At 41.0% G+C, this 24,481-nt stretch carries 18 protein-coding genes and 1 riboswitch; of the genes, 13 read left to right on the top strand and 5 right to left on the bottom strand.

The window, feature by feature from the left end; genetic code table 11:
• Positions 1-619: 619 nt before the first annotated feature.
• Positions 620-2,173 (bottom strand): ABC-F family ATP-binding cassette domain-containing protein, encoded by a 1,554-nt coding sequence (locus K9B36_RS14565; RefSeq protein ID WP_223703040.1) that lies wholly within the window; start codon positions 2,171-2,173, stop codon positions 620-622.
• A gap of 351 nt (positions 2,174-2,524) precedes the next feature.
• Between K9B36_RS14565 and K9B36_RS14560 the strand changes: the two genes are divergently transcribed.
• The 8 genes from K9B36_RS14560 (at position 2,525) to K9B36_RS14525 (ending at position 12,979) form a co-directional block, all read left to right on the top strand.
• Positions 2,525-3,547: a S16 family serine protease gene (locus tag K9B36_RS14560; protein ID WP_223703039.1), complete on the top strand. Its 1,023-nt coding sequence runs from the start codon at positions 2,525-2,527 to the stop codon at positions 3,545-3,547.
• Between the two features lie 374 nt (positions 3,548-3,921).
• A complete protein-coding gene (locus tag K9B36_RS14555) occupies positions 3,922-6,111 on the top strand; it encodes a DNA topoisomerase III (RefSeq protein ID WP_223703038.1) in 2,190 nt (729 codons plus the stop codon).
• Positions 6,112-6,214: 103 nt separating this feature from the next.
• Positions 6,215-7,234, top strand: coding sequence for an STAS domain-containing protein (locus tag K9B36_RS14550; RefSeq protein WP_223703037.1), 1,020 nt, complete (start codon positions 6,215-6,217; stop codon positions 7,232-7,234).
• A 153-nt stretch (positions 7,235-7,387) separates the two neighbouring features.
• Positions 7,388-7,942: a DUF3231 family protein gene (locus K9B36_RS14545; protein ID WP_223703036.1), complete on the top strand. Its 555-nt coding sequence runs from the start codon at positions 7,388-7,390 to the stop codon at positions 7,940-7,942.
• Between the two features lie 278 nt (positions 7,943-8,220).
• Positions 8,221-9,318, top strand: coding sequence for a PRK06851 family protein (locus K9B36_RS14540; protein WP_223703060.1), 1,098 nt, complete (start codon positions 8,221-8,223; stop codon positions 9,316-9,318).
• Positions 9,319-9,520: 202 nt separating this feature from the next.
• A complete protein-coding gene (locus tag K9B36_RS14535; protein WP_223703035.1) occupies positions 9,521-10,033 on the top strand; it encodes a hypothetical protein in 513 nt (170 codons plus the stop codon).
• Between the two features lie 573 nt (positions 10,034-10,606).
• Positions 10,607-10,712: riboswitch (SAM riboswitch) on the top strand.
• Positions 10,713-10,939: 227 nt separating this feature from the next.
• Positions 10,940-11,971: an LLM class flavin-dependent oxidoreductase gene (locus K9B36_RS14530; RefSeq protein WP_223703034.1), complete on the top strand. Its 1,032-nt coding sequence runs from the start codon at positions 10,940-10,942 to the stop codon at positions 11,969-11,971.
• Between the two features lie 75 nt (positions 11,972-12,046).
• Positions 12,047-12,979, top strand: a complete 933-nt coding sequence (locus tag K9B36_RS14525) for an ATP-grasp domain-containing protein (RefSeq protein WP_223703032.1) — start codon at positions 12,047-12,049, stop codon at positions 12,977-12,979.
• 99 nt (positions 12,980-13,078) lie between these two features.
• Here the strand turns inward: K9B36_RS14525 and K9B36_RS14520 are convergent, their stop codons facing one another.
• A complete protein-coding gene (locus tag K9B36_RS14520) occupies positions 13,079-14,434 on the bottom strand; it encodes a YjiH family protein (RefSeq protein ID WP_223703031.1) in 1,356 nt (451 codons plus the stop codon).
• Between the two features lie 208 nt (positions 14,435-14,642).
• The gene (locus tag K9B36_RS14515) at positions 14,643-15,674 is read right to left on the bottom strand and encodes an HD-GYP domain-containing protein (RefSeq protein ID WP_223703030.1); all 1,032 of its coding nucleotides are present in this window, start codon (positions 15,672-15,674) and stop codon (positions 14,643-14,645) included.
• Between the two features lie 190 nt (positions 15,675-15,864).
• On the opposite strand from K9B36_RS14515, the gene K9B36_RS14510 reads away from it, so the two are divergent.
• The 4 genes from K9B36_RS14510 to K9B36_RS14495 all read left to right on the top strand — a co-directional run bounded on the left by K9B36_RS14510 (position 15,865) and on the right by K9B36_RS14495 (position 19,683).
• Entirely contained in the window at positions 15,865-16,728 is an 864-nt protein-coding gene (locus K9B36_RS14510) for a Cof-type HAD-IIB family hydrolase (RefSeq protein ID WP_223703029.1), read from the top strand.
• Between the two features lie 209 nt (positions 16,729-16,937).
• The gene (locus K9B36_RS14505) at positions 16,938-17,831 is read left to right on the top strand and encodes a carbon-nitrogen hydrolase family protein (RefSeq protein WP_223703028.1); all 894 of its coding nucleotides are present in this window, start codon (positions 16,938-16,940) and stop codon (positions 17,829-17,831) included.
• Between the two features lie 280 nt (positions 17,832-18,111).
• A complete protein-coding gene (locus K9B36_RS14500; RefSeq protein WP_223703027.1) occupies positions 18,112-18,627 on the top strand; it encodes a PTS sugar transporter subunit IIA in 516 nt (171 codons plus the stop codon).
• A gap of 108 nt (positions 18,628-18,735) precedes the next feature.
• Complete coding sequence (locus tag K9B36_RS14495; protein ID WP_223703025.1) at positions 18,736-19,683, top strand: aminoimidazole riboside kinase; 948 nt, start codon at positions 18,736-18,738, stop codon at positions 19,681-19,683.
• A 677-nt stretch (positions 19,684-20,360) separates the two neighbouring features.
• On the opposite strand, the gene K9B36_RS14490 is transcribed toward K9B36_RS14495, so the two are convergent.
• Entirely contained in the window at positions 20,361-21,686 is a 1,326-nt protein-coding gene (locus K9B36_RS14490) for a short-chain fatty acid transporter (protein WP_223703023.1), read from the bottom strand.
• 107 nt (positions 21,687-21,793) lie between these two features.
• Entirely contained in the window at positions 21,794-23,308 is a 1,515-nt protein-coding gene (locus tag K9B36_RS14485; RefSeq protein WP_223703022.1) for a BCCT family transporter, read from the bottom strand.
• Between the two features lie 201 nt (positions 23,309-23,509).
• Here K9B36_RS14485 and nfsA point away from each other — a divergent pair, with 201 nt between their 5' ends.
• Positions 23,510-24,259, top strand: a complete 750-nt coding sequence (gene nfsA / locus K9B36_RS14480; protein WP_223703021.1) for an oxygen-insensitive NADPH nitroreductase — start codon at positions 23,510-23,512, stop codon at positions 24,257-24,259.
• Positions 24,260-24,481: the final 222 nt, after the last annotated feature.

Raw genomic sequence — 24,481 nt, 5'->3', positions numbered from 1 at the left:
GGTACATGATCTTCCCTTCCACAAACAGATCATGTACTTACCCGGCGCTTTAAGGTACATGATCTTCCCTCCCGCAACCAGATCATGTACTTACCCGACGCTTTCAGGTACATGATCTTCCCTCCCGCAACCAGATCATGTACTTACCCGACGCTTTCAGGTACATGATCTTCCCTCCCGCAACCAGATCATGTACTTACCCGACGCTTTCAGGTACATGATCTTCCCTCCCGCAACCAGATCATGTACTTACCCGACGCTTTCAGGTACATGATCTTCCCTCCCGCAACCAGATCATCTACTTACCCGGCGCTTTAAGGTACATGATCTTCCCTCCCGCAACCAGATCAAGTACTTACTCGGCTCTAGTTGATACATCATCGCACAAGCTTTTCATGAACGAACTTCGCCCCCGGGATATACCCTTGCTAGCTTTAACACGAAAGAACTACTTGAAAACCCTAATTTTCTTTCCACTTCCGAATGGAGTGGGAAGTGGGACCTTTGCGCTGCTTTCTGCCCCTTTAAAAAAGACGCGTCTTCAGCTTGAGGGAGTCAAATAGCTCCTCTGCCAAAAACACGTCCCCTATTAGTTAATAAGCCAAAAGAAGCCTATCTTTTAATCTTGCTGCTCTGCCCATTCCTCCACATTCCATACCTTTGTTACCCAGTCCTCATAGAAGCTAGGTTCGTGGCAGACGAGAAGGATCGTTCCCTTGTATGCTTTGATTGCTCGCTTTAGTTCTTCTTTTGCAATAACATCCAAGTGATTGGTTGGCTCATCAAATAGCAGCCAGTTGCTTTCATGCATCATAAGTTTACAAAGACGCACTTTTGCTTGCTCTCCACCACTTAATTGACTAAGTGGACGGGAAATGTGTTCGTTTTTCAGCCCGCAACGCGCTAATATCGCACGTACCTGATGTTGATCGAGTCCAGGGAACTCATTCCACACATCATCGATTGGAGTGATGTCCTTTGCTTTTACTTCTTGTTCAAAGTAAGAAGGGAAGAGAAAGTCTCCACGGACGACAGAACCGCCAAGTGGATCTATTTTACCTAAGATTGTTTTGAGTAAGGTCGACTTACCGACCCCGTTACAACCAACTATCGCAATTTTGTCGCCACGCTCGATTTCCATTGATAGCTTCGGCAGCAATGGTTCGGAATAGCCAATCTCCAAATTCTTTGCTTCTACCACATAGCGACTGCTTGCACGCGATTCTTTAAATTCGAATGTTGGTTTCATTGCAGTTTCAGGACGGTCAATTCTTTCCATTCGATCCAGCTGTTTTTGACGACTTTTTGCCCGGCCAGTTGTGGAATAGCGGGCCTTGTTTTTTGCGATAAAATCCTCTTGCTTTTTAATGAAATCTTTTTGCTTTTCATAGGCATTAATGTGTTGGTTTTTATTTAATTCCGCAAGTTCGAGAAATTTCTCGTAAGACGCGGTGTAGCGGGTCAACTTAGCGAATTCTAGGTGGAAGATTACCCCGGAAACCCCATTCATAAATTCTGTATCATGCGAGATTAATAGAAAAGCGTGTGGGTATTCTCTTAGATAGGAGCTTAACCAGCGGATATGCTCCACATCCAAGTAGTTTGTCGGCTCATCCAATAATAAAACCTGAGGCTGCTCTAGCAGCAGCTTAGCTAAAAGGACCTTTGTCCGTTGTCCACCACTCAAAGCAGCGACATCACGCTCTAAACCGATCGCATCCAGCCCAAGACCGCGGGCAGCTTCTTCCACCTTTATATCGAGATTATAAAAACCTCCAGCATCCAAATGGTCTTGAATCTCTCCCATCTGTTCTAAAAGTGTTTCCAATTCTTCGGGAGTGGCCTCCCCCATTTTATCGGTAATTTCATTTAATTCTTTTTCTTTTTCATATAAAGGCAGGAATGCATCTCGTAAAATGTCACGAATCGTTTTACCAGGTGTTAAGGCTGTATGTTGATCTAGGTAGCCATATTCGACACCTGGAGTCCATTCCACGCGACCTGTGTCGAAAACTATTTCCCCAGTAATAATATTCATTAAGGTCGATTTCCCGACCCCGTTTGCTCCAACTAAGCCAACGTGTTCTCCAGCAAGAAGACGAAGGGACACATCTTTAAATAACATACGATCGCCAAAACTATGACTTAATCCATCTATACTTAATAAACTCATGTTTGTATCATCCTATCTCTAAAAATATCTACTTTTCATCATACTAAATTCTGCACAGAAAGGAAAAGAGAAGTTTCTTCCTGTTTTAATTGTTTTTACTGTTTTCGCATTGATTGTTCCTTTTACGTAAATTGGTATTCCCCGTTACGAACGGTGCTGTCGTGCTCTTTTCCTGTAAAATGAAAAAAATCACTCTCAATTTTGAGTGAATAGGACAGTAAAAAATCCAAATGCCGATTTTTTACGTGCTAATAGCAACAATCTTTCCGAAAAGAGCCTTGTTTTTCAACTATTGCTGAGTAGATTCGTTTAAAATAGAGAGTAATTAGTAGAGAAGGTGGCTTTTATTTGATGAAGAAAAACAGAGTAGCATGGACTTTTCTCCTTTTATTGACATTGGTAATAGGAACGGCATTTATTCCCACTGGGTATGATGTGCTTTTCGCGGATGAACCGCTTGTATTAAATGACCTTGTTCAATATGAGGCAGGAAACGAGTTGGATGGCGAAATAGGGATGACCTATGTAGCCTATTTAGAAGATGTAAATTGGCCGTTTCTCCTTTTAGCTGTTCTTTTTGAAGAAGGGGTAGAGATTGAGTCGAGCACTTCCGAGACCTTGGATATGGAATTGGAAGATTTGCATATTCAATACGACATCATGATGGAGCAATCAAAAATTAAGGCGGAATACATAGCAAGGGAATATCAGAATGAAAACCCCGACCTCACACTTACAGGTTTTTATCCTGTCCATTATATTCCGGATTGGCAAGACAAGAACTTGATTGAAGTTAGTGATATTATTCTAGAAATAGATGGGGAAAAGCTTGATTCCTATGATCATATGAATCAATTAGTGATGGAAAAAGAACCTGATACAGAGGTTGTTTTAACTGTTATAAGAGATGGGGAGCAACAGGAGGTCACCGTGCGTACCTACCCGGAACGAGACTATTACGGCAATACCATGCTAGGTGTGTACCTTGAGGAAGTATATAAGCTTATTGAGGATGAAAGAATACAGTTTAATATCGAAGAGGTTGGAGGACCGAGTGCAGGCTTAATGTTAACCTTGACCCTAATTGAAAAAATGACAGAAGAATCGTTGTTAAAAGGAAATAATGTTGCAGGCACAGGTACAATCGAAATGAACGGAATAGTTGGACCTATCGGAGGAGTCAAGCAAAAGGTTATTGGAGCAGAGCTTGCAGGATATGATTATTTTATTGTTCCCAAAGACAATGAGTATGGAAATAACGAAGAAATCGCAAGACGTACAATAGAAGAAGAAGGCCTCTCCATTCAACTGCTGCCAGTGCAAACATTGGAAGAAGCAATAATTGCGCTAAAAAAACTGCCTGCAAAGGATTAGAGACAGGTAATTGCAAGGATTGTTGCAAGTAGCAAAGAAGGACACTGAGTATATAAGAGTTTTACTTAATGTTTAGCACTTAAAAGGACAACTTAAGATTCACAATGTCCCTAGCTGGTGATTGGAGCAAAAGGCGGAGACTCCAACGGGCGATAGCGGAATACTTTCGACCCCGCAGGCGCAGCCGAGAAGGCTCCGGCACCGCCCCGTGGAACGAGTAGCCTTTTGCGGAAATCAACAGCTGTCTAAGGATGTACCTTAAATATTGGCTCTGATAAAGATGTATGATTTTCCAGCTCAAATCGATTTTGACTCTCCCCCCACACTATGACAAGATAAAAAAAGAAGAAAAAAGCTCGAAAGGATTTGTTACAATGCCAAAAATAGTCGTACTCGCAGAGAAACCATCTGTTGGTAGAGATATAGCAAGAGTATTAAAATGCACTAAAAAAGGAAATGGCTATTTGGAAGGTGACCAATACATTGTCACATGGGCCTTGGGACACCTTGTCACCTTAGCCGATCCGGAAGCCTATGATGAAAAGTACAAAGCATGGAAACTAGAGGACTTGCCGATGCTCCCAAATGAGGCAAAACTAGTTGTGATTAAAAAGACAGGAAAACAATATAGTGCCGTAAAAGCGCAGCTTACAAGAAAAGATGTAAAAGAAATCGTAATTGCAACCGACGCAGGACGCGAAGGAGAACTTGTAGCAAGATGGATTTTGGAAAAAGCAAATATCCAAAAGCCAATCAAGCGTTTGTGGATCTCCTCTGTTACAGATAAAGCGATAAAGACAGGCTTTCAAAATCTCCGTAATGGAAAAGAGTACGAAAACCTTTATTATTCTGCTGTAGCAAGGGCAGAGGCGGATTGGGTTGTTGGGATGAATGCCACCCGTGCACTCACTACCAAATATAACGCTCAGCTTTCCTGTGGCAGGGTTCAAACTCCAACTCTTGCGATGATCGCAAAAAGAGAGGAAGAAATTCATAGTTTCGTACCGAAAGAATTTTATGGAATGAAAGCAATCACGGAAAACGGTTTCCAACTGCTATGGCAGGATGCAAAAACAAAAGAGCGCCGCAGCTTTCACAAGGATCTAATAGAGCGTATCTACAATCAAATTAAAAACAAGCAGGCTTCCATCACCAACATTACCAAAGCCGAAAAGAAAAGCTATGCACCTGCACTTTACGACCTAACCGAATTGCAGCGGGATGCCAACCGGATTTTCGGTTATTCAGCAAAGGAAACCTTATCGATTCTACAACGATTATATGAACAATATAAGCTCGTAACCTACCCTCGTACCGATTCGAGATACCTTACGACGGACATGGTAGAAACATTAAAAGAAAGAGTGGAAGCAATTCGAGCACACTCCTATAAATCGGTAGCATCCAAACTGCTTTTAAAGCCAATCAAGTCTAATAAATCGTTTATAAATGATGAAAAAGTGACAGATCACCATGCTATTATTCCAACAGAAGAGACCATCCTGCTGAGCAAACTCTCAGACAAGGAATATAAAATATATGACCTTATAGTTAAACGCTTCCTTGCTATTTTAATGCCGCCATTTATTTATGAGCAAACAACGGTCACTGCTAACCTTGGTACAGAACAGTTTGTGGCAAAAGGAAAAACGGTAATCTCTCAAGGATGGAAAGAGGTTTTTGGAGCTGTGGAGGATCAAGAAGAAGGAAATGACGGGTACACAGACCAGCTTCTACCAAGCTTAGTAAAAGGTGAGACTCTTTCAATAAAAAAAGTGGAAATCACCACGGGCAAAACAAAGCCACCAGAACCATTTAACGAGGGAACGTTACTCTCCGCAATGGAAAATCCTGCGAAATTTATGGAGCAAGCGGACCGTGATTTAATAAAAACGCTCGGTGAAACAGGTGGAATTGGAACCGTTGCAACACGGGCTGACATCATTGAAAAGCTTTTCAATAGCTTTCTTATGGAGAAACGAGGGAAAGGGCTCCACATTACCTCTAAAGGGAAACAGCTTTTGACTCTTGTTCCAGAAGACCTCAAATCGCCAGCACTTACTGCAGAATGGGAACAAAAGCTTGGCATGATCGCAAAAGGAAAACTGCAGAAGGCATCCTTTATTAATGAAATGAAAACATATGCCAAAGAGATTGTTCAAGAAGTGAAAAACAGTGAACAAAAATTCCGACATGACAATGTGACAGGAAAACGCTGTCCTGATTGTGATAAACCGATGCTGGAAGTAAACGGAAAAAAAGGAAAAATGCTTGTCTGCCAGGACCGAGAATGTGGACACCGCAAAAACGTCTCCAAAGTTACCAATGCGAGATGCCCTAAATGCCGTAAAAAGCTTGAACTCCGAGGAGAAGGTGATGGCCAGATGTTCGCCTGCGCTTGTGGGCACAGGGAAAAGCTTAGCACTTTTCAAGAACGGCGCAAGAAAAATGATTCTAAAAAAGCTTCTAAGCAGGATGTGAATCAATATTTAAAAAAGCAAAACCGTGACGAACCTGTTAATACCGCCTTGGCTGACGCATTAGCAAAATTGAAATTAAAGTAATATAGCGGAAAAGAGTGGGAGTTGGCTCCCTTGTAGCTGTTTTAGTTAAATTTATCAAAAAGATAGTTTATAATAACGTTATCAATTATAAAGGGATGGTAGCATGAGTGACTTACCAAATATAGCGATAGATGGATTACAATTTGAATGGGATATAGAGAAAGGGAGGTTTCTTTTTGAAGGCGAAGATGCCGTTCTTTTTTGGATTTCCTCTGCCATGAAAACATTTTTTGATACAATTGAAGAGATCTCAGGAGAAGAAGCAACCTGCCTTGTAATGGAATCTACCGGTTACCGACAAGGACAAGTTGTAGGTAAATATTTTGAAAACATGACAGATATAAGTATCGAAAAAATCGGAACTTTAATTACCAGCACCTATGCCTCGGCAGGATGGGGAAGAGCTTATGTGACAAATTTAGATGTAGACAATTATACACTGACGATACAACTGAAAGATGATTGGGAATATAAAATAAACAAAGCGCAAGGAAAACAAACAGGTGGAATCTTTCTTGCAGCACACTACGCAGGGATATTTACTGGTCTGTTCAAAACAAACATTTGGTACAAGGTGGATCACCACCAAATAGAAGGCCATGAGTATACGACCATTGAATATTTTCCAAAAGAAGTTAATGTAGAGCATAACATCCATCAGCTTGCACGTAGAAAAGAAGCGGAGCAAATCCAAAAACTCGAAGGTTTGGTTGAAGAAAAAACAAAAGAATTAAAAGAGCTTGTCAAGACAATCTCTTCCCCAATTATCCCGGTTTTAGAGGGAATCGTAGTTGTCCCGTTATTAGGAAAATACGATATGGAGCGAGCAGACGAGCTTATCATGAAAACACTAACTAATCTTCCAAAACATAAAGCAAGCTATCTTGTTCTAGACCTGACAGGAATGGATCAGAACCTAACTCCTTATACAGCCGGTATGATTGAAAAATTAGGTTACTCCGCACAATTAATTGGAATTAAAACAGTACTTGTAGGGATCTCGTCTAAGTTAAGCATGGAAATAACTAAATCCGATATTGATTTGTCTCATTTCGATTTTTTCCAGTCCCTTCAACATGGCATTCATTATGCACTAGCGCAAAATGGCCGCAAAATAATCTAAAGCGTACACACCAGACAAAATGTTTGGTGTGTTTTTTTCTGAGCATTTTTTTATGGCGGTAAACAGAAGCAATTCGCCGGAAATCTTGGAGGTCTTGTTTTCGGTTACATCTTTTTTATAGAGAGGAGGATACTACTTGTAGGAGGTGATAAAATGCCAAATCCAATAGAAGCGGTATGGAACATTCTTAAAACTGCAGTGGATAATACAGACGAGCCCAGAACCCCGCTACATATAATCGAAGTGGGGGATTGTTGGACCTACCTTACCATGATGGAAGAATTTATTCGCTATGAGGAAGTGGGTTTGAACACAACGACCGACGACGAAGTCCTAGAGATGCTGACAGATATTGTTCGTTTATGTGAATCCCAAGTGAAGAAAATAAGTGCTTTTATGAAAGAGGAAGGAGTTCCCCTGCCTGATGTAACCTCCTCCAAACCTGAGTCCAATTCAAAGGAAATTCCTTTAGGAGTTAAGCTTACGGATGATGAAATCACAAATGGTATCGCCTTTAAGCTTGTGATATGTATGCAGGCTTGTGCAAAAGGGCAGGCAAATTCAGTAAGAAATGATGTAGGTATCTTGTGGTTTGGATTTTATTCTGAATGGGTTACATTTGGAACGACTTTAAAAACCTTGATGCGTAAACGAGGCTGGTTGAAAGTGCCGCCATATTATTATCCGCCGGGTTCTCCCAACAGTTAATGAACTAATAACTGATGGGCATTCACCTATTTTTGCTTCCTGGCATATGGTAAAAAGGATAGCTTTAGGTAAAGGCTCTTTTTAAAGTTTGTTGCTATAAGCCCATAAAAATCGGCTATTGGATTTATTACTGTCCTACCCATACAAAATTAAGAGTGACTTTTTAGTTGAATTAGGAAAAGAGCATGACAGCAACATGGGTAGACCAACATAAGTTAAAGCAACAAATTATGCGAAAAGACCTTTTAAAATATCCTACCATAGAAGGGGTGTTTTTTTTGGCTGGGAAAGTATTAAATTATTATGCTGGTGGAAATACTGCGCGAGGGTTTTATAGTCTATACGAATCAAACTTAGAAGGGTTAGATCGGATTTTTATTTTAAAAGGTGGTCCGGGAACAGGGAAATCCTCTCTTATCAAAAAAGTGGGGAAGGTTTGGAATGATAAAGGCTATGATATTGAATACCTCCATTGCTCCTCTGATACAAAATCAGTGGATGGAGTGATTATTCGTACTCTTGGGGTGGGCGTTGTGGATGGAACGGCGCCACATGTGATAGAACCAAAAGCACCTGGAGCGGTAGAGGAATACGTGAATCTCGGTGAAGCCTGGGATTCTGGCATACTTGCAGAACAGAAGGCTGAAATAAGGGATCTGGCAACTAAGAAGAAAGCGGCATTTCAAACTGCCTACCAGACCTTCGCTAGAGCATTAAAGGTGCATGATGAATGGGAGCGCTATTATATTCATAATATGGACTTTGAAGCAGCCAATGATTTGACCAACAAGCTAATCAACACACTATTTGAAGGCAAATCCATTGAAAAGAGAGCGGATGTAAGGCATCGCTTTCTGGGAGCGGCTACTCCTGCAGGAGCAAAGGATTTTGTCCCAAACCTTACAGAAGGCCTGGCAAACCGATATTTTATTAAAGGAAGACCCGGTTCCGGCAAGTCAACCATGTTAAAGAAATTAGCCACTGCTTCAGAGGAAAGAGGATTTGATGTAGAAGTTTATCATTGTGGCTTTGATCCTTATAGCTTAGATATGATTATCGTTCGTGAGCTAGGCTTTGCCATTTTTGACAGCACGGCGCCACATGAGTATTTTCCAGAGCGCGAAGGAGATAGCATCGTGGATATGTATGAAATCACAATTCGGCCTGGAACAGACGAAAGGTACGAAAAAGATATTCAGCGAGTAAACGAGCGCTATACGTCTACGATGAAAGAAGCGATTGAAAAGTTGGCGGAAGCGAAATCATGGCATGGGAAATTAGAGAAAATCTATGTAAATGCCATGGATTATCGTGTGGTAGATAAATGGACAGCGTTAATTCAAGAAGAGATCGAAAAGATTGCGGAAGCGAAATAAGAAGGCGATGGCACACGATTGGTGGGATAAGTACCGTTCGTGTGTTTTACTGTTCGGACGTTATCCTAATCCAATAATAACAGGGAAGTAAAAGAATATTTAGTAAATGGAGAAAAGTTTTTCTTTCTGTTATTCCCTGTACATACCCTCAAAAAAGCAGTAAACTGTGACACTATCAGCTAATTAAAGGAGTTATTTTAAAATGAAAAAATGGACAAGCTTAGTTTTAGCATTAGCCTTAAGTATTGGAGTATTAGCAGGCTGTGCTGCAGAAAACAACAATTCAAATGAAACAGAGGCAGATACTTCTAATGAAACGAATGAAGATACTCAAAATCAACAAAATGTATCCGCATTGGTTGGCATGCAAATGGATATGATCACCACCATTCGTAAAGACTTAGCGCCTGTTACAAGCTATGAATCAACAGGTGACGAGGAATTACAGGTGGAAGCTGTAGAGGCAAGTAATAAAATTTCCAATGAGCTTCGTGGCATCGAAATTCCATCTGAGTTAGAGGAAGAACTCCAAGAGGATATGAAGGAATCTGTAGAGTTATTGGCCCTCTATTTTGAAGAGCGTGCAGCAACCTTACAACCAGATGCCGATCTAACAGCAAAGGATGAAACTTTTGCTGCATTTCATGAGCAAATTGGAGCTACCTTTGAAAAGGCAGGATTACATGCTCCTAACTTCGAGAAAGATGTACAGTAAACGGTTGTAAACATTGGTAAGAAAAGAGAGTCGTTGGCCAGTTATTGGTCGGTGGCTTTTTTTTGATGCAGAAATTTAGTTTTAGGGGCCAATATTGGGCAGACTACATATTTCTCTGGGGTATACATAGCAAATCGAATGCTTTCTGGTACCTCAAGCAATTATGTTTTACGGAGGAGTAGAATTTACATGAAAATGGATCAGAAAGAGTCGAGTAATGTTTCAATTAGAGCAAAGTAAGTACATGAAAAGCGCGGGAGAGTCCGGATGATGTATGTAAAAGGGCAAAGTAAGTACATGAAAAGCAAGAGAGAGGAAGGATGATGTATCAACCAGAGCAAAGTAAGTACATAAAAACCAAGTCTCACGAATAATGATGTATCAGAAAGAGCGAAATAAGAGTACATGGTAGGAATAGAGTTGGTGTCTCTAGCTCAAAAGAGAAGAAAAACACTCCTCCCGTCACCCCCGCTAGCGCTCAGTAAAACTCTCAGAAAATAATAAATTTAGTAATGCGAAAGACTTGTTTAAATCCAAGTTATATGATAGGATTTGTATAATTTAATAGAAATTTTCTTATCCAGAGAGGTAGAGGGACTGGCCCGATGAAACCCGGCAACCGCACATTAGGTGTAGGTGCTAATTCCAGCAAGACAAATTTGTTCTTGGCAGATAAGTAGATGGCGGTTATCAATCCAACTTCTTCTTATCGAGGAGGTTTTTTTTATAGGCTGTTTTCGTATAGAATGCTGCTTCTTTTTTTACAACCTGGGCCTAAAAGGAACTTCTCCAGCACAGCCTGGCGGGAAGCGAGCATCTGCGAAGATCAACAGCGTTGCTAAACACAGCCTAAAAAGAGAGCCTTAAAATTATTTGAAAGCACAACGAAAGAAGGGAAGATGGAAAATGAAATTTGGTTTTTGGTTGCCTATCTTTGGTGGTTGGTTGAGAAATGTTGAGGATGAACAGATGCCGTCAACATTTGAATATGCGAAAAAAGTAACGCAGCAGGCAGAAAGGTTAGGTTATGACACGACATTAATAGCAGAGCTTTTTTTGAATGATATAAAAGGTCCCGAAGAGGATAGTCTTGATGCATGGTCAACTGCTGCAGCATTGGCTGCTGTAACAGAGGAAATAGAAATTATGACGGCGATACGCCCTGGTTTTCATAACCCTGCCATAGCGGCTAAACAAACAGCTAACATTGATCATATCAGCAATGGACGCTTCACCTTGAATGTCGTGTCAGCCTGGTGGGAGGAAGAAGCAAGGCAATACGGCGGGATTTTCACGGAGCATGATGAGCGGTATGATCGTACAAAAGAATTTATTGATGTGTTAAAGGGCTTATGGACAGAGGATTCTTTTAGCTATGACGGTAAGTATTATCAATTGAAGGATACGAAGCTTTTTCCAAAACCGGTACAGCGTCCGAATCCAATTCTTTATGCAGGTGGGGAAAGTCCTAAAGGCAAGGAAGTTATCTCCTCGTATTGTGATGCCTATGTGATGCACGGTGGCACAGTTGAGGAGATTGCTAGTAAAGTTGCGGATATGAAACAAAGAAGAGCACAAACAGGTCTGAGCCCATTTCAATCCTTTGGGATGGCAGCCTATATCATCTGCCGGGATACGGAAGAGGAAGTTCAAGAAGAGCTTGCTAGAATAACAGAGGTAAAAGAATCAAGTGCCTATGCTGGGTTTAAGGATTTTACAAGCAAATCCCAGCTTGAGCAGCAAATTCAGCTTCAAGATTACTCGGTTTCCAATAGAGGTCTACGACCAAATCTGATTGGTACACCTGAACAGATAGCAGCAAAAATAATAGAGTACGAGAACGCTGGGATTGACTTGCTGCTGCTTCAGTTCTCTCCACAGCTAGAAGAGATGGAGCGCTTTGCGAATCAAGTGATGCCACTTGTGAATAAAAGATAAGCCCCACCCATACCAACGCCATAATACAAGCATAAGCTGTACTACTAAACATGCAAACATTGGAGGATCAGTTAAATGAAAAAAATATATATTATCCATGAAAATCAAGAATGGACAACACATTTAACCAATAGATTAACAGAATTAGATTTACCTTTTGAGGAATGGCACCTAGATGAAGGCCTCGTTCCATTGACTGAAACACCTCCAGAAGGAGTATTCTATAATCGGATGAGTGCATCATCCCATACAAGAGACCATCGCTATGCCCCTGAGCTAACAGGTGCAGTGCTCTCCTGGCTTGAGCACCACGGCCGGAAAGTACTGAATGGCAGCCGAGCGTTACAGCTGGAGCTTAGTAAGGTTAATCAGTATACCGCCTTGGAGAAGCAGGGAATTCAAACGCCAAAAACGATTGCGGCTGTTGGAAAGGCCAATATAATCGAGGCGGCCAAAAGACTTGGATCCAACTCCTTTATTACCAAACATAACCGTGCCGGAAAAGGCCTCGGGGTTCAGCTTTTCCATTCAACCGCAAGCCTAGAGGAATATTTATATGGACCATCATTTGAGGAGCCAGTGGACGGGATCACACTTATACAGGATTATATTGAATCACCTCAATCCTACATTACAAGATGTGAATTTGTCGGCGGGAAGTTCCTCTATGCAGTTCAAGTTGATACTTCAGAAGGATTTGAGCTTTGCCCCGCAGACGCTTGCCAAATTGGAGACCTTTTCTGCCCTGTTGGAGAAGAAGTGGAGGAGAAGCCGAAGTTTCGGATTATCCAAAACTTCGAAGACCCAATTGTGGAGAAATACGAGAGCTTTCTTCAAGAAAACAATATCCAAGTAGCAGGAATTGAATTTATCCGCAATGCCAATGGGAGGATCTTCACCTACGATGTAAATACCAACACCAACTACAATGCCGATGCAGAAAGAGCCGCAGGCAAATTCGGAATGCTGGAATTGGCAAAGCTATTAGGGGAAGAGCTGAATAAATAAGGCAGTTTTCGTAAGGGATTGTTGCTGGTTTTATCCATAAGTAAAAAAGGTGCCAGCCCCACTTAGGGGGCTGGCACCTTTTGATAATGCGAAAAGGTCTTAGAAAAAGATATGTCCCATCATCGCAATAACCGGTAAGGTGATAAGTGTACGTAGAATGAAAATGATAAACAGATCCTTAAAGGATACTGGTACTTTTGATCCAAGCAACACCCCGCCGACTTCTGATAAGTAGATAAGCTGTGTTACAGAAACTGTCGCCACCACAAATCGTGTCAGTTCACTTTCAATTTCTGCCCCTAGCACAGAAGGAAGAAACATATCAGCAAATCCGACCATTAAGGTTTCGGATGCTTCTTTTGCATAAGGAATCTGCAGAAACTCTAACAGCGGAATGAAAGGCAATCCAAGCCAGGCGAATATCGGAGTCGCTTCAGCGAGGATAAGCGCTATGGTACCAAATGCCATAACGATGGGGGCAACTCCCATCCACATGTCCAGTACATTTTTACCGCCGTCCATGAAGAACTTGGAAACACTATTATTTTTAGCCGCTTTTTCGACCGCTTTTTTATACCCATATCCAAAAGGACTGTATCCTTCTGGAATAAGGTCCTTATTCTCCTTTTCATCGCCATTATAATACGTATCAGGCTTCCTCGATAATGGCGGAATACGCGGCATAATAAGGGCCGCGATGAGCCCAGCTATTCCTACGGTAATATAGAATGGAATGAACATATCGCCTAAGCCAACCTGGGAAATAACAATCAAGCTGAAGGTGATCGACACAACGGAAAAGGTTGTACCGATAACTGCAGCCTCACGTTTGGTGTAATAGCCCTCTTCATACTGTTTACTAGTCAATAAAACCCCAATAGTTCCATCTCCAAGCCAAGAAGCAAGAGAATCTATGGAGGAACGTCCAGGCAAAGTGAATAGGGGCCGCATTATTTTCGTTAAGAGGGCGCCGAAAAACTCCAGCAATCCAAAGTTCAATAGAAGCGGCAAGAATAAACCTGCAAAAAGGAACACGGTGAGAAGGATAGGTAATAGTTCATAGAGAAGTAATCCCCCAGTTGCATCACTCCATACCAGCTCAGGACCCAAATTATATAATGTCATAATTGCAAAAATCATGGCAACGACACGGGTCACAGTCCAAAAAAGGGAAACGTTCAACAGTGAGTTCAAGAATCCGTTGTTCTTGATGAAGCCTGGCTTTGCAAGCTTTGTTAGTAAGGTTCCAATGGCTGTAATGGTAATGATACCAGTCATAATGGAAGGTATGGTCCCGCCAAGGAAGTCCTGTAGTAGACCAGATAAAATTGCAATGGGAATGGTTAATTCATCCTTATAAGAGATGGGAAACATGAATAATAAAATCCCGATAAAGGATGGAATGATAAATTTCAGGACATTGGATGTCTGAAAAGATTGTGATGTCGTTTTCATAGTAAGTGATTCTCCTTATGCGTAAATATACAACGTGTATTATTTTAATACAATCTTTCCTTTTTTCAAAGGTAGTTATTGGGTAAAATAAGTTCCCCTCCTATACCTTCCCTTTATTCAGCATGAACAAACATAGAAATTACTTGGTTAATTTATTCCTTCATGCGATGCGCCACCTTTAAGTAAACAAAAAAATACTGGATTTGCTTTAATTAGCAAAATCCAGTATCTCAATGTCTTTGTGCTTTCGAAGGTCAATAAAATGATCGTCAATTTTTATGATCGGCAAATGTGGTTCGTCTGCATGAATAAAGATGATTTCGGCGTTCTTGCCGTTGTTTAACACCACTTCATCTCGAATATGATTAGAAAGTATATAATTTATAAAAGGATAGACAATCGCAGGGTTCAGCCTATTAAAGCTCGCCTCTTGAACCAAAATTTTGGTTGTGACAAAAAGGTTTTGTTTTGGGCGGTAGCTTCTCTCGGAAGATAGGGCATCGTACATATCCGCTACTGAAAGTATTTGAACAAAATATGGTATTTTCTCATGCTTCAGCCTCGTCGGGTAACCGCTTCCATCTAAGCGCTCATGGTGCAATAATGCACCTTGTAGAATGTGTGGATCAATTTCCTTGTTTCTCCGCAGCAGCTCATACCCAAAGGTGGTGTGCTTTTGAATTTCGTTCCACTCACTTTCTGTTAAGCGGCCTGGTTTTTGTAAAATATTCTTATCAATTAAAAGCTTTCCTACATCATGAAATAATCCCATTTGTCCAAGGAGCTTTATCTTTTCTCTTTCAAGCCCTAGAATTTTTCCAATGAGAGAGGAGTAAATCCCGACATTTAAGCTATGAGAATATGTATAATTATCGTAGCTTTTCACCTGTTCGATATAGCGGATAAAAACGGGATCATCCACAAGCTTATCCACTAATGGCGTTAACATTTGATGCAACTCTTCCAAAGGTGGCATCTTTTGTGTTTCTAGCTTTTCAAAGATAGTTTGAAAGGCAGAAACGCTCTCCTGATAGATCCCCTTAACATGCTGGAAATAATCTTTTGAAAGATGATTCGGCTGCTCAATTAAAGAGGATGGCTCAAAATAATATTCATGGTTTTGAAGACTCTCTATATGCTTTTTCGTTAAGATGGTGCCTTTTCTTAACAAAAGATTCCCTATAACAGAATAAATGTCGTCTATTAATATTTTGCCGATATGTTTGGAGGAAATCCTCATTGCACTCTACCTCACCTAAGCCAATAATCTTATCCCTATTATAAAGGAGATTCTATCCTATAAACAGATGTATTTTGTACTTTTCTAAAAATTAAGTAAAAAAGTTACTGCGGTATAATATTTGAAAAGTGATGAAAGATTATCTAGGATAGGGTAAAGTAAGCTATATTTTCATAAGAAGGTGAATTGATTGGTTAAATGTATTGCAATAGATATGGATGGAACATTATTAAATAATAACCATGTAGTAAGTAAAGAAAATGCAGATGCGATTAGAGTAGCTCAAAAGAGTGGCGTGGAGGTTGTTATTGCTACTGGAAGATCCTATGCAGAAGCTAAGGATGTGCTGGCGGAAGCGGGGATCTATAGCCCGATTATCTGTGTCAATGGAGCAGAGGTTCGTTCCGTTGATGGAGAGGTAGTAGCTACCAATCCATTAGGAAACAGACAAGTCATCGAATTAGCGGAAGTGTTAGATAAAAACGAAGTATATTTTGAGTTATATACGCAAAAAGGTACCTTTTCAAAAGACTATGACAAAGCAATTGCAACCATTATGGACATATTCATGTCAGTAAATGAGGAGCAAAAAAACGACTATGACCTTGTACTAAAAGCGGCCAAGGAAAGAATGGAAGAAGGTCGCGTCAAGCTGGTGGATAGCTTTGACCCTATATTAGAAGATGAGGAAACTGTCGTTTATAAGCTTTTGGCGTTCTCTTTAGACAAGGAAAAGTTGCAGGCAGCAAAGGCGGAATTATTAGAAACAGGCAAAGTAGCAATAAGCTCCTCTGGTAAAGATAACTTGGAAATCACTAGTATTGAAGCTCAAAAAGGATTGGCACTAACGGTGTTTACAAAGGAACTTGGCATATCCATGGAGGATACAATGGCAATTGGAGATAATTATAATGATGTCTCTATGTTAGAACGGGTCGGACGCGGTGTTGCAATGGGCAATGCTCCTGATGGAGTAAAAGCAAAGGCACATATGGAAACAGACACAAATATTAACAGTGGTGTAGCAAAAGCTGTGTTAGAAGTTCTAAAGTAGGGTAGTGATTTTGTAGTCAAAGGGTTATCACAACTTATGTAAAGGCAATAAATTTTGCGAAAACAGCCCTTAAGTGAAGAAAAATTTGAAGATGAAACTACCCGACGCTAGTCCATAAACAGGTTTCCAAGAAACAATCATTGAAGAGCGGATATGTTTGTTTTATAATGGTCTAGTTGTTTATGAACGGTAGATAGGGGGTTCTTCCGATGAAGTTTCGTGCGTCTGCAGTGCAATATCATTTGCATACCATTTCTAGTTTTGAAGAATTCGCAGATCAGGTGGTCCATTATGTCAAAAGCGCCGCTGAGTTTGATGCGGACTTTGTTTTATTTCCAGAATTTCTTACGACACAATTACTTTCTTTTCCTGTAGAGGGAAAAAAGCAAACGATACAAGATCTGCCTTCCTATACAGAGTCCTATTATGAATTATTCTGTGATTTGGCCATGTCTTCAGGGTTGCATATCATTGGAGGGACACACGTAATTGAAAAAGAAGGGAAGCTTTATAATGCTGCCCATCTTTTTTATCCGGATGGAAGAATCTCCATTCAAACGAAGCTCCATCTTACACCAACGGAAGTAGAAGAGTGGAATATCACACCTGGCGAAGGTCTGCAGGTATTTGAGACCGATAAAGGGACAATTGCGATGCTAACCTGTTATGACATCGAATTCCCTGAGGTGGTCCGACTCGTAAAAGCCATGGGAGCAGATGTAGTATTCTGCCCATCCTGTACCGATGACCGCCATGGGTTTCATCGTGTTCGCTATACATGCCATGCCAGAACGATCGAAAATCAAATATATGTTGTCACAACAGGTACGGTTGGATCCCTGCCGACTGTCGACTTTATGCGAGGCAACACAGGACAAGGTGCCATCATTTCACCAAATGATGTGCCGTTCCCTCCCGGCGGTATCGTAGTGGAGGGTGAATTAAATCAAGACATGGTCGTAACAGGAGACCTTGACATCGCACTGCTCGAAAAAGTACGCCAAAGCGGTTCGGTCACCACCTGGCGTGACCGTCGCTCAGATCTATACCCAGATTGGGAAAAACTCGCAAAAAAGATACCAGCTTATCTTGGTCAAAGATAAATAGAATAAATAAGCTATGTTGTAGCATAATGTTAGATGTAGTGAAATGTAGGCGAACTTTTCTTAAGGCTCTTTTCGTAAAAATTGTGACTGATAATGCAGCAAGACCTAATACGAAACCGGATAACGGTCGTGTTGGGTCTTTTCCGTTTTTAGCCAGTGTGATAATAGTGCCTCTCCAACGCCGCCTCGCAATCGCGGCACCTTTTGCGGAAATCACCAGCGCTAATCAACACACACCCTTCTTTTATGCAATTCAACAAGCAAGGAGGAAAATTACATGTCATTCTTAAAAAAACTATTGGGTCAAAAGGAAGAAAGAGTCGTAAAAACAGAGGAAATATTGGTGGCTCCAATTTCGGGTAAGGTAATTTCGCTTGAAGAGGTACCAGATCCTGTCTTCTCTGAAAAAATGATGGGAGATGGTGTCGCGATTGAACCAACCGAAGGAACAGTGGTATCTCCTGTAAACGGAGAAATCATTCAATTTTCCCCAACAAAGCACGCCATTGGCATCAGATCTGAAACAGGTGTCGAGATCTTGATACATGTAGGTTTGGAAACAGTCGGCATGAAAGGGGAAGGTTTTGAAGGTCTAGTGAAAGTCGGAGATAAGGTAACGGCAGGAACACGGCTTTTATCATTTGATGTGGATTTGATTAAAGAAAAAGCGCAAAGCATCGTAACGCCCTTGATTATCACAAACGGAGATATCTTGGAAACTTTATCAAAGCACGATGTGAAAGTTACATATAAGGGTGCGACGGCTCTTATGGATTGGAAGGTTAAAGGGTAAATCTATGTCCGACAGTCCCCTCTGCTCTTTGGTTCATACAGTTGGTATGGGCTTTTATTTTCGATATAATAAGGCTCTAGGCAACAACCGAGAAGGAGGACGATTGGATTGAAAAAGGGCATAATTTCTTTAGGAGAGGCGTTAATTGACTTTATCCCCCTCGATAATGACAATTTAACATACCATAAAAGTCCTGGCGGAGCACCTGCCAATGTGGCAGTGGGAGTGGCGCGTCTGGAAACACCCTCTACTTTTATCGGTAAAGTAGGGAACGATGTACTAGGTATCTTTCTAAAAGAGACCTTAATCGATTTTGGTGTAGATACAAATCATTTGATGCTGACGGATGATATTCGAACAGGTGCCGTTTTCGTTACATTAGGTAAGGATGGAGAACGAAGCTTTGATTTTTATATAAATCCAAGTGCAGACCGTTTTCTAGATGAAAAGGAAATCGACGAATTGCTTTTTACACAACATAAAGTACTTCATTTTGGTTCCATTTCCTTAATTAGCGACCCTTCTAGAAGTGCGACAATCAAGGCTGTTAAACTAGCAAAGGAAAACGGGTTAGTGGTATCCTACGATCCTAACTTGCGACTGGGTTTATGGGATAATGCGGAAAATGCAAAAGCAGCAATCACCTCGATGCTTTCCTACGCCGATGTCTTGAAGATTTCAGAAGAAGAGCTGGAGTTCCTTACAGGAGAAACAGATATTGTAAAGGGCGTGCAGCTGCTTGATCCGCACGAGATTCCTTTTACCCTGGTCACACTCGGTTCAGAAGGAAGCTATGTTTTCACAAAAGAAGGCAACAGACATATCCCTGCTCGCAAGGTGAACGCCGTTGATACCACTGGTGCAGGCGATGCCTATGTATCTGGTATCCTTCACTGCATCCATGAACGGAGTGGCTCAATAGATAGCATCACGCTAGAGGAAGCAGCTGAGATGGCAACCTTTGCAAGTGTATCGGGTGGGCTTGCAGCATCGGAAAAGGGCGCGATGACAGCATTGCCGACTTTAGCTCAGGTAAAGGCGATTTTAGAACAATAAGTTTGTTGTGGGAGGGATTTCTCAGCTATCAACAAGGATGTGTGGCATCTGTTGATTACCGTAACTTGTTAGATAAATCTTGAAAGATGTCAGATGAATCATGAAAGTTGTTAGATAACTTGACCAAAGTTGTTAGATGAAATTAGAGAAGTTGTTAGATAGATTACGAAAAGTAGTGAGATAAAGCTGCTTTTCCCCCCTTTTTAGCGCAAGGTAAGTGATAAGCACTACTTTACCTCCTCGTCCGAGTCAAGTCCTTAATATGTGTAAAATTCCTTACAAGTGTTTTCAACAGTCAATTGCTTCCCATAAAATGAAACGCGAAAATAGAATTTGTGGAAGAAATCAGCCGTGCAGCCCCTGAAGAAGCGGCATCATATCCTGGTGCTTTGTGCAGGAGATATGGAGAAAAGCGTTCCGTGCGCAAATTTCGAGAAGTGGTACGAAAAAATCGAGTTCCGTGCGCAAGTTTCGAGAAGTGGTACGAAAAAACCGAGTTCCGTGCACAAGTCCCTAGAAGTGGTACGCAACACCGGAAGACCGCAGTTTATAAGCCACTTTTACAGCCCCGTCCGTTTAAATACCCGAATTCCTATTAAAAAATTCAACAAAATAGGGGGGGATATTCCGAAATTCTCAAGAACTTCAGTATAAAGTCCCCCACGCACCAACTCTCGTTACAATAACAAGAATGCCAAGGAAATGACAATTCCGCTAATAAATAACACAATCACACAGAAGCCCATAATATCTTTTGCTTTTAAGCCGGCAATCGCAAGCGCAGGTAAAGCCCAGAAAGGTTGAATCAAGTTAGTCCAAGCATCTCCCCATGCAACAGCCATTGCAGTCTTGGCAACCGACACATTAAGTGTTTGTGCTGCCTCAAGCATAACGGGTGCTTGAACCGCCCATTGTCCACCACCAGATGGTACAAAGAAGTTTACTATCCCTGCACTTAAGAAGGCAAAAAAGTGAAAAGTATGTTCATTGGATATATTGACGAAGGCCTCGGACATCACTAATGCTAACCCTGAAGCAGTCATCATCCCCATAATTCCGGCATAAAAAGGGAACTGTAGAATAATGCCGCTCGCTCCTTTGACAGCGTTCGTTACAGCTTCAAGGAAATGCTTTGGACGCCAATGAAAAAGAATACCAAGAAATAGGAATAAGAAGTTAACTATGTCTAAATTTAGCTTAAAGCCACTGTCTGCAAAATAGAAGAATAAGAAAAATAAGCCCATAACAGAAATAACCAAGGAGACAATCCAACTATTTTCCAAACGTTCAGCGGGTGTTAGTTTTGAACGATCAACTGACTTGACCTGTGAGTTCGAAGCCTCCGTTAAGATGGAAGGATCCACTGTAACGGTCTCCTTCTTAGAAGGCATCATAAAACGGTTCAGCAGTGGTAGAGTAATGAACAATGCTGCAATTATTGCTAAGTTAAAGGGAGCAAAGATGGTCTGATCCGTCGCGATGACTCCAATAAGATTTTCTGCAAAATGTCCATCTGTTGCAATGGTAAGCGGGATGGATCCGGAAAACCCTCCATGCCAGACAATAAATCCACTGTAAGCGCTTGCAATTAAAAGCCGGTAATCGACGTTCACTACGCGTTTTGCCAGTTCTTTTGCAAATAGAGCACCAATGACCAGGCCGAAGCCCCAGTTAATCCAGCTTGCTATTATCGAGACAATAGTAACAATGATGATAGCCGAGCCAGGAGTTTTTGCAGTAGATGCTAAAGAACCCAGGAGTTTTTTGAAAATAGGACTGCTCGCAAGCACATGACCTGTTACAAGCACAAGAACCATCTGCATCGAGAAGGCAAGTAACCCCCAAAACCCTCCGCCCCAGTGCTTGACCATATCAGATGGACCGCTGTCGGTAAATATGAGACCTAAGGCAAAAACAACAAATGTAAGAATGATGACAAATAAAAATGGGTCAGGCAGATAGCGCTGCATCACGCGGTTGAAAAAAGATATTACCCTCTTCACAATACATTCCCCCTCCTACTTATTGGTCAACCTACTAAAACTATATTCGCTCTGTTTAAAAGGTAGTCCAAAAAAAACACCCTCTATAAGTAGAAGGTGTCAAAAGATTATTTTTCAATTCCCTTTTTAGGAGCCATGCCAGGTTCTTTTCGCAAGGCTTTGACTAAAGCAAAACAAATTACAAGCAGGATTATTGTAAATGGCAGGGCAGAAATGAGAGATGCCGTTTGAAGGCCGCCAAGTCCGCTTGCCAATAAAAGTACAGCGGCAATTCCGGCCATCAATGTTCCCCACACTACTCGCAATAACAATGGAGGATGCATGCTTCCACCCGAAGTCATCGTTCCTAATATATAGGTCGCTGAATCGGCGGAGGTAATTAAAAAGGTGAAAATAAGCAAAATAGAAAGCAGTGATACGATAAAAGTGAATGGAAGCTCTGCAAAGGTAGCAAATAATGCAGAAGTAATATCTTTATCAACTGCTTGGGCAATTTGTGTTCCACCAAATAGGTCAAAATGGAGAGCCGTTCCGCCAAAGACTGCAATCCAGAAAAGCGCAATCAGCGGAGGGATGATAAGCACACCCAATACAAACTCCCGGATCGTCCGTCCTCTTGATACGCGGGCGATAAAGGCGCCAACAAAAGGAGACCATGCAATGGCCCAGGCCCAATAGAATATTGTCCAATCTTGTATCCAGGTTCCGCCCCTGTATGGCGTTAATCGAAGACTAGTATCAAAGAACGTAGAAATATAATCCCCAATTCCAAGCGTGAAGGTATTTAAAATAAACACTGTCGGACCTGCAATAAAGACAAAAAGCATGAGTAATAGAGCTAAAGAAAGATTTAAATTACTCAAATATTTTATTCCTCTTTCAATTCCTGTTGTAGTAGAAACTAAGTACAGGACAAGTAGCACGAAAATAATGATCAGCTGAACAGTTGCGTTACTTGGAATACCGAAAACAACATTAAGTCCGCCGTTAATTTGTAAAATTCCTAAACCAAGTGAGGTTGCCACACCCATAACGGTAGCGATTACTGCCAAAATATCAATCGGCTTTCTTATGTAGCCCTTCTTACCAGTTCCAATAATAGGATTTAGCGTAGTGGAGATAAGGCCATCCTCTTTTTTACGGAATTGAAAATAACCTATGGCGAGGCCGACAACAGTGAACACGGACCATTGACTTAAACCCCAGTGAAAAAAGGAATATTGCATGGCCGTTCGAGCAGCTTCATTTCCTAAAGCATCAATCGACTCTCTCGGTGGAGTGAAAAAGTGACTCATTGGCTCGGCGATTCCCCAGAATACTAACCCAATACCAAAGCCTGCACTAAATAACATCCCTACCCAAGTGAAGAAAGAAAACTCCGGTCGATCCTCGTCTTTTCCTAAACGAATGCGTCCATATTTGGACAAAGCTAAAATAATACAAAATAGTACAAAAAATAAGACTGCAAGTAAATAAAGCCAGCCAAAAGCATAGGTCGTAAAATTAAAAATTTCACCAGCCACAGCCTCAAATGCATCAGGTGCAACTGCTCCAATTAAAACTAATAAACCAATTACAATGGCAGAAAACCAAAAAACAATCCCAAGATTCTTCACTAACATTCTCCCCTTAAAATTTATGTATGTAAAAAAGCGTCACTTAAGTATTCCCTAATTCCGAGTGTTCTACTCCTTTTTACTAGATTAATTGTTATGCTAATGTAATAAAACCCCAGAAGTGCAAAACATTAAGGTCTCCTTCTGGAATTTCGGCTCTTTACCTGCTTAAATAGAAGAAAGAATGATAATCAAGGAGGATTTATTTTGAATACAACCATTGAAACCATCCTGCAGCACCGTTCTATTCGTAAGTTTGAGGATAAACCGTTAACAGACGAACAGATAAAAATGATCGTGGAATGCGCACAAGCCGCCTCCACCTCAAGCTTTATTCAAGCTTATTCCATTATTGGAGTGAAAAATAAAGAGAAGAAAAAGCGCTTGGCAGAGCTAGCAGGAAACCAACCCTATGTAGAAGACAATGGCCATTTTTTCATTTTTTGCGCAGATTTGCACCGCCATGAACATATTGGTGAAATAGAAAATACAGAAGTAAAAGGTTCAATTGAAAGCATGGAAAAATTTATCGTGGCGACAATTGATGCTTCTTTAGCGGCACAAAATGCCTCTATTGCAGCAGAATCGATGGGACTTGGGATTTGTTATATCGGCGGACTAAGAAATAATATGGAAAAAGTCGCAGAATTATTAGAGATACCAAGCCATGCAATTCCCCTGTTTGGACTCGCTGTAGGGTATCCAGCACAGCAAACAGATGTGAAACCCCGTTTGCCATATACAAATGTTTATCATGAAGAAGTATACAATACAGACAAGGGGAGCTATCAAAAACAGCTGCAAGAATACAATGAGACAATATCAGCCTATTATCATACCCGTACCAGTGGAAAGCGCTCAGACACCTGGACAAGCCAGATGGCAAATATGCTAAAGGAACCGAAACGGATGGAAATGAAGGGATTTGTTGAAAAAAGCGGGCTGGCAAGAAAGTGATCTATTTTGAGAATCGATAGGTAGAAAGAAGGGCTACTTAACTTAAAGTAGTCCTTTTTCGTGCTTTTGTAGGAAAAAAATTCCCCCAATCGTCTCTATCCAAACCTCAAAACAATTAGTAGGGTTTTTTATAGAGAGATTTTATAATATTTAAACTTTTAAAAATCTCTTCCGGATTTCGAAGTTTTATGGTATAAATATTCATTATAAGTAATAATTATT

It is taken from the genome of Sutcliffiella deserti (genome assembly GCF_020037475.1).
In the GTDB taxonomy this organism is placed as follows: Bacteria; Bacillota; Bacilli; order Bacillales; family Bacillaceae_I; genus Sutcliffiella_A; species Sutcliffiella_A deserti.
Note: the sequence above shows the minus strand (reverse complement) of the source record. Positions and strands in the feature narration are given on the sequence as shown.

Bases quoted from the DNA above. Each gene is read 5' to 3' on its own strand.
- K9B36_RS14565 (WP_223703040.1), bottom strand. From the start codon at position 2,173: ATGAGTTTATTAAGTATAGATGGATTAAGTCATAGTTTTGGCGATCGT.
- K9B36_RS14560 (WP_223703039.1), top strand. From the start codon at position 2,525: ATGAAGAAAAACAGAGTAGCATGGACTTTTCTCCTTTTATTGACATTG.
- K9B36_RS14555 (WP_223703038.1), top strand. From the start codon at position 3,922: ATGCCAAAAATAGTCGTACTCGCAGAGAAACCATCTGTTGGTAGAGAT.
- K9B36_RS14550 (WP_223703037.1), top strand. From the start codon at position 6,215: ATGAGTGACTTACCAAATATAGCGATAGATGGATTACAATTTGAATGG.
- K9B36_RS14545 (WP_223703036.1), top strand. From the start codon at position 7,388: ATGCCAAATCCAATAGAAGCGGTATGGAACATTCTTAAAACTGCAGTG.
- K9B36_RS14535 (WP_223703035.1), top strand. From the start codon at position 9,521: ATGAAAAAATGGACAAGCTTAGTTTTAGCATTAGCCTTAAGTATTGGA.
- K9B36_RS14530 (WP_223703034.1), top strand. From the start codon at position 10,940: ATGAAATTTGGTTTTTGGTTGCCTATCTTTGGTGGTTGGTTGAGAAAT.
- K9B36_RS14525 (WP_223703032.1), top strand. From the start codon at position 12,047: ATGAAAAAAATATATATTATCCATGAAAATCAAGAATGGACAACACAT.
- K9B36_RS14520 (WP_223703031.1), bottom strand. From the start codon at position 14,434: ATGAAAACGACATCACAATCTTTTCAGACATCCAATGTCCTGAAATTT.
- K9B36_RS14515 (WP_223703030.1), bottom strand. From the start codon at position 15,674: ATGAGGATTTCCTCCAAACATATCGGCAAAATATTAATAGACGACATT.
- K9B36_RS14505 (WP_223703028.1), top strand. From the start codon at position 16,938: ATGAAGTTTCGTGCGTCTGCAGTGCAATATCATTTGCATACCATTTCT.
- K9B36_RS14500 (WP_223703027.1), top strand. From the start codon at position 18,112: ATGTCATTCTTAAAAAAACTATTGGGTCAAAAGGAAGAAAGAGTCGTA.
- K9B36_RS14485 (WP_223703022.1), bottom strand. From the start codon at position 23,308: ATGTTAGTGAAGAATCTTGGGATTGTTTTTTGGTTTTCTGCCATTGTA.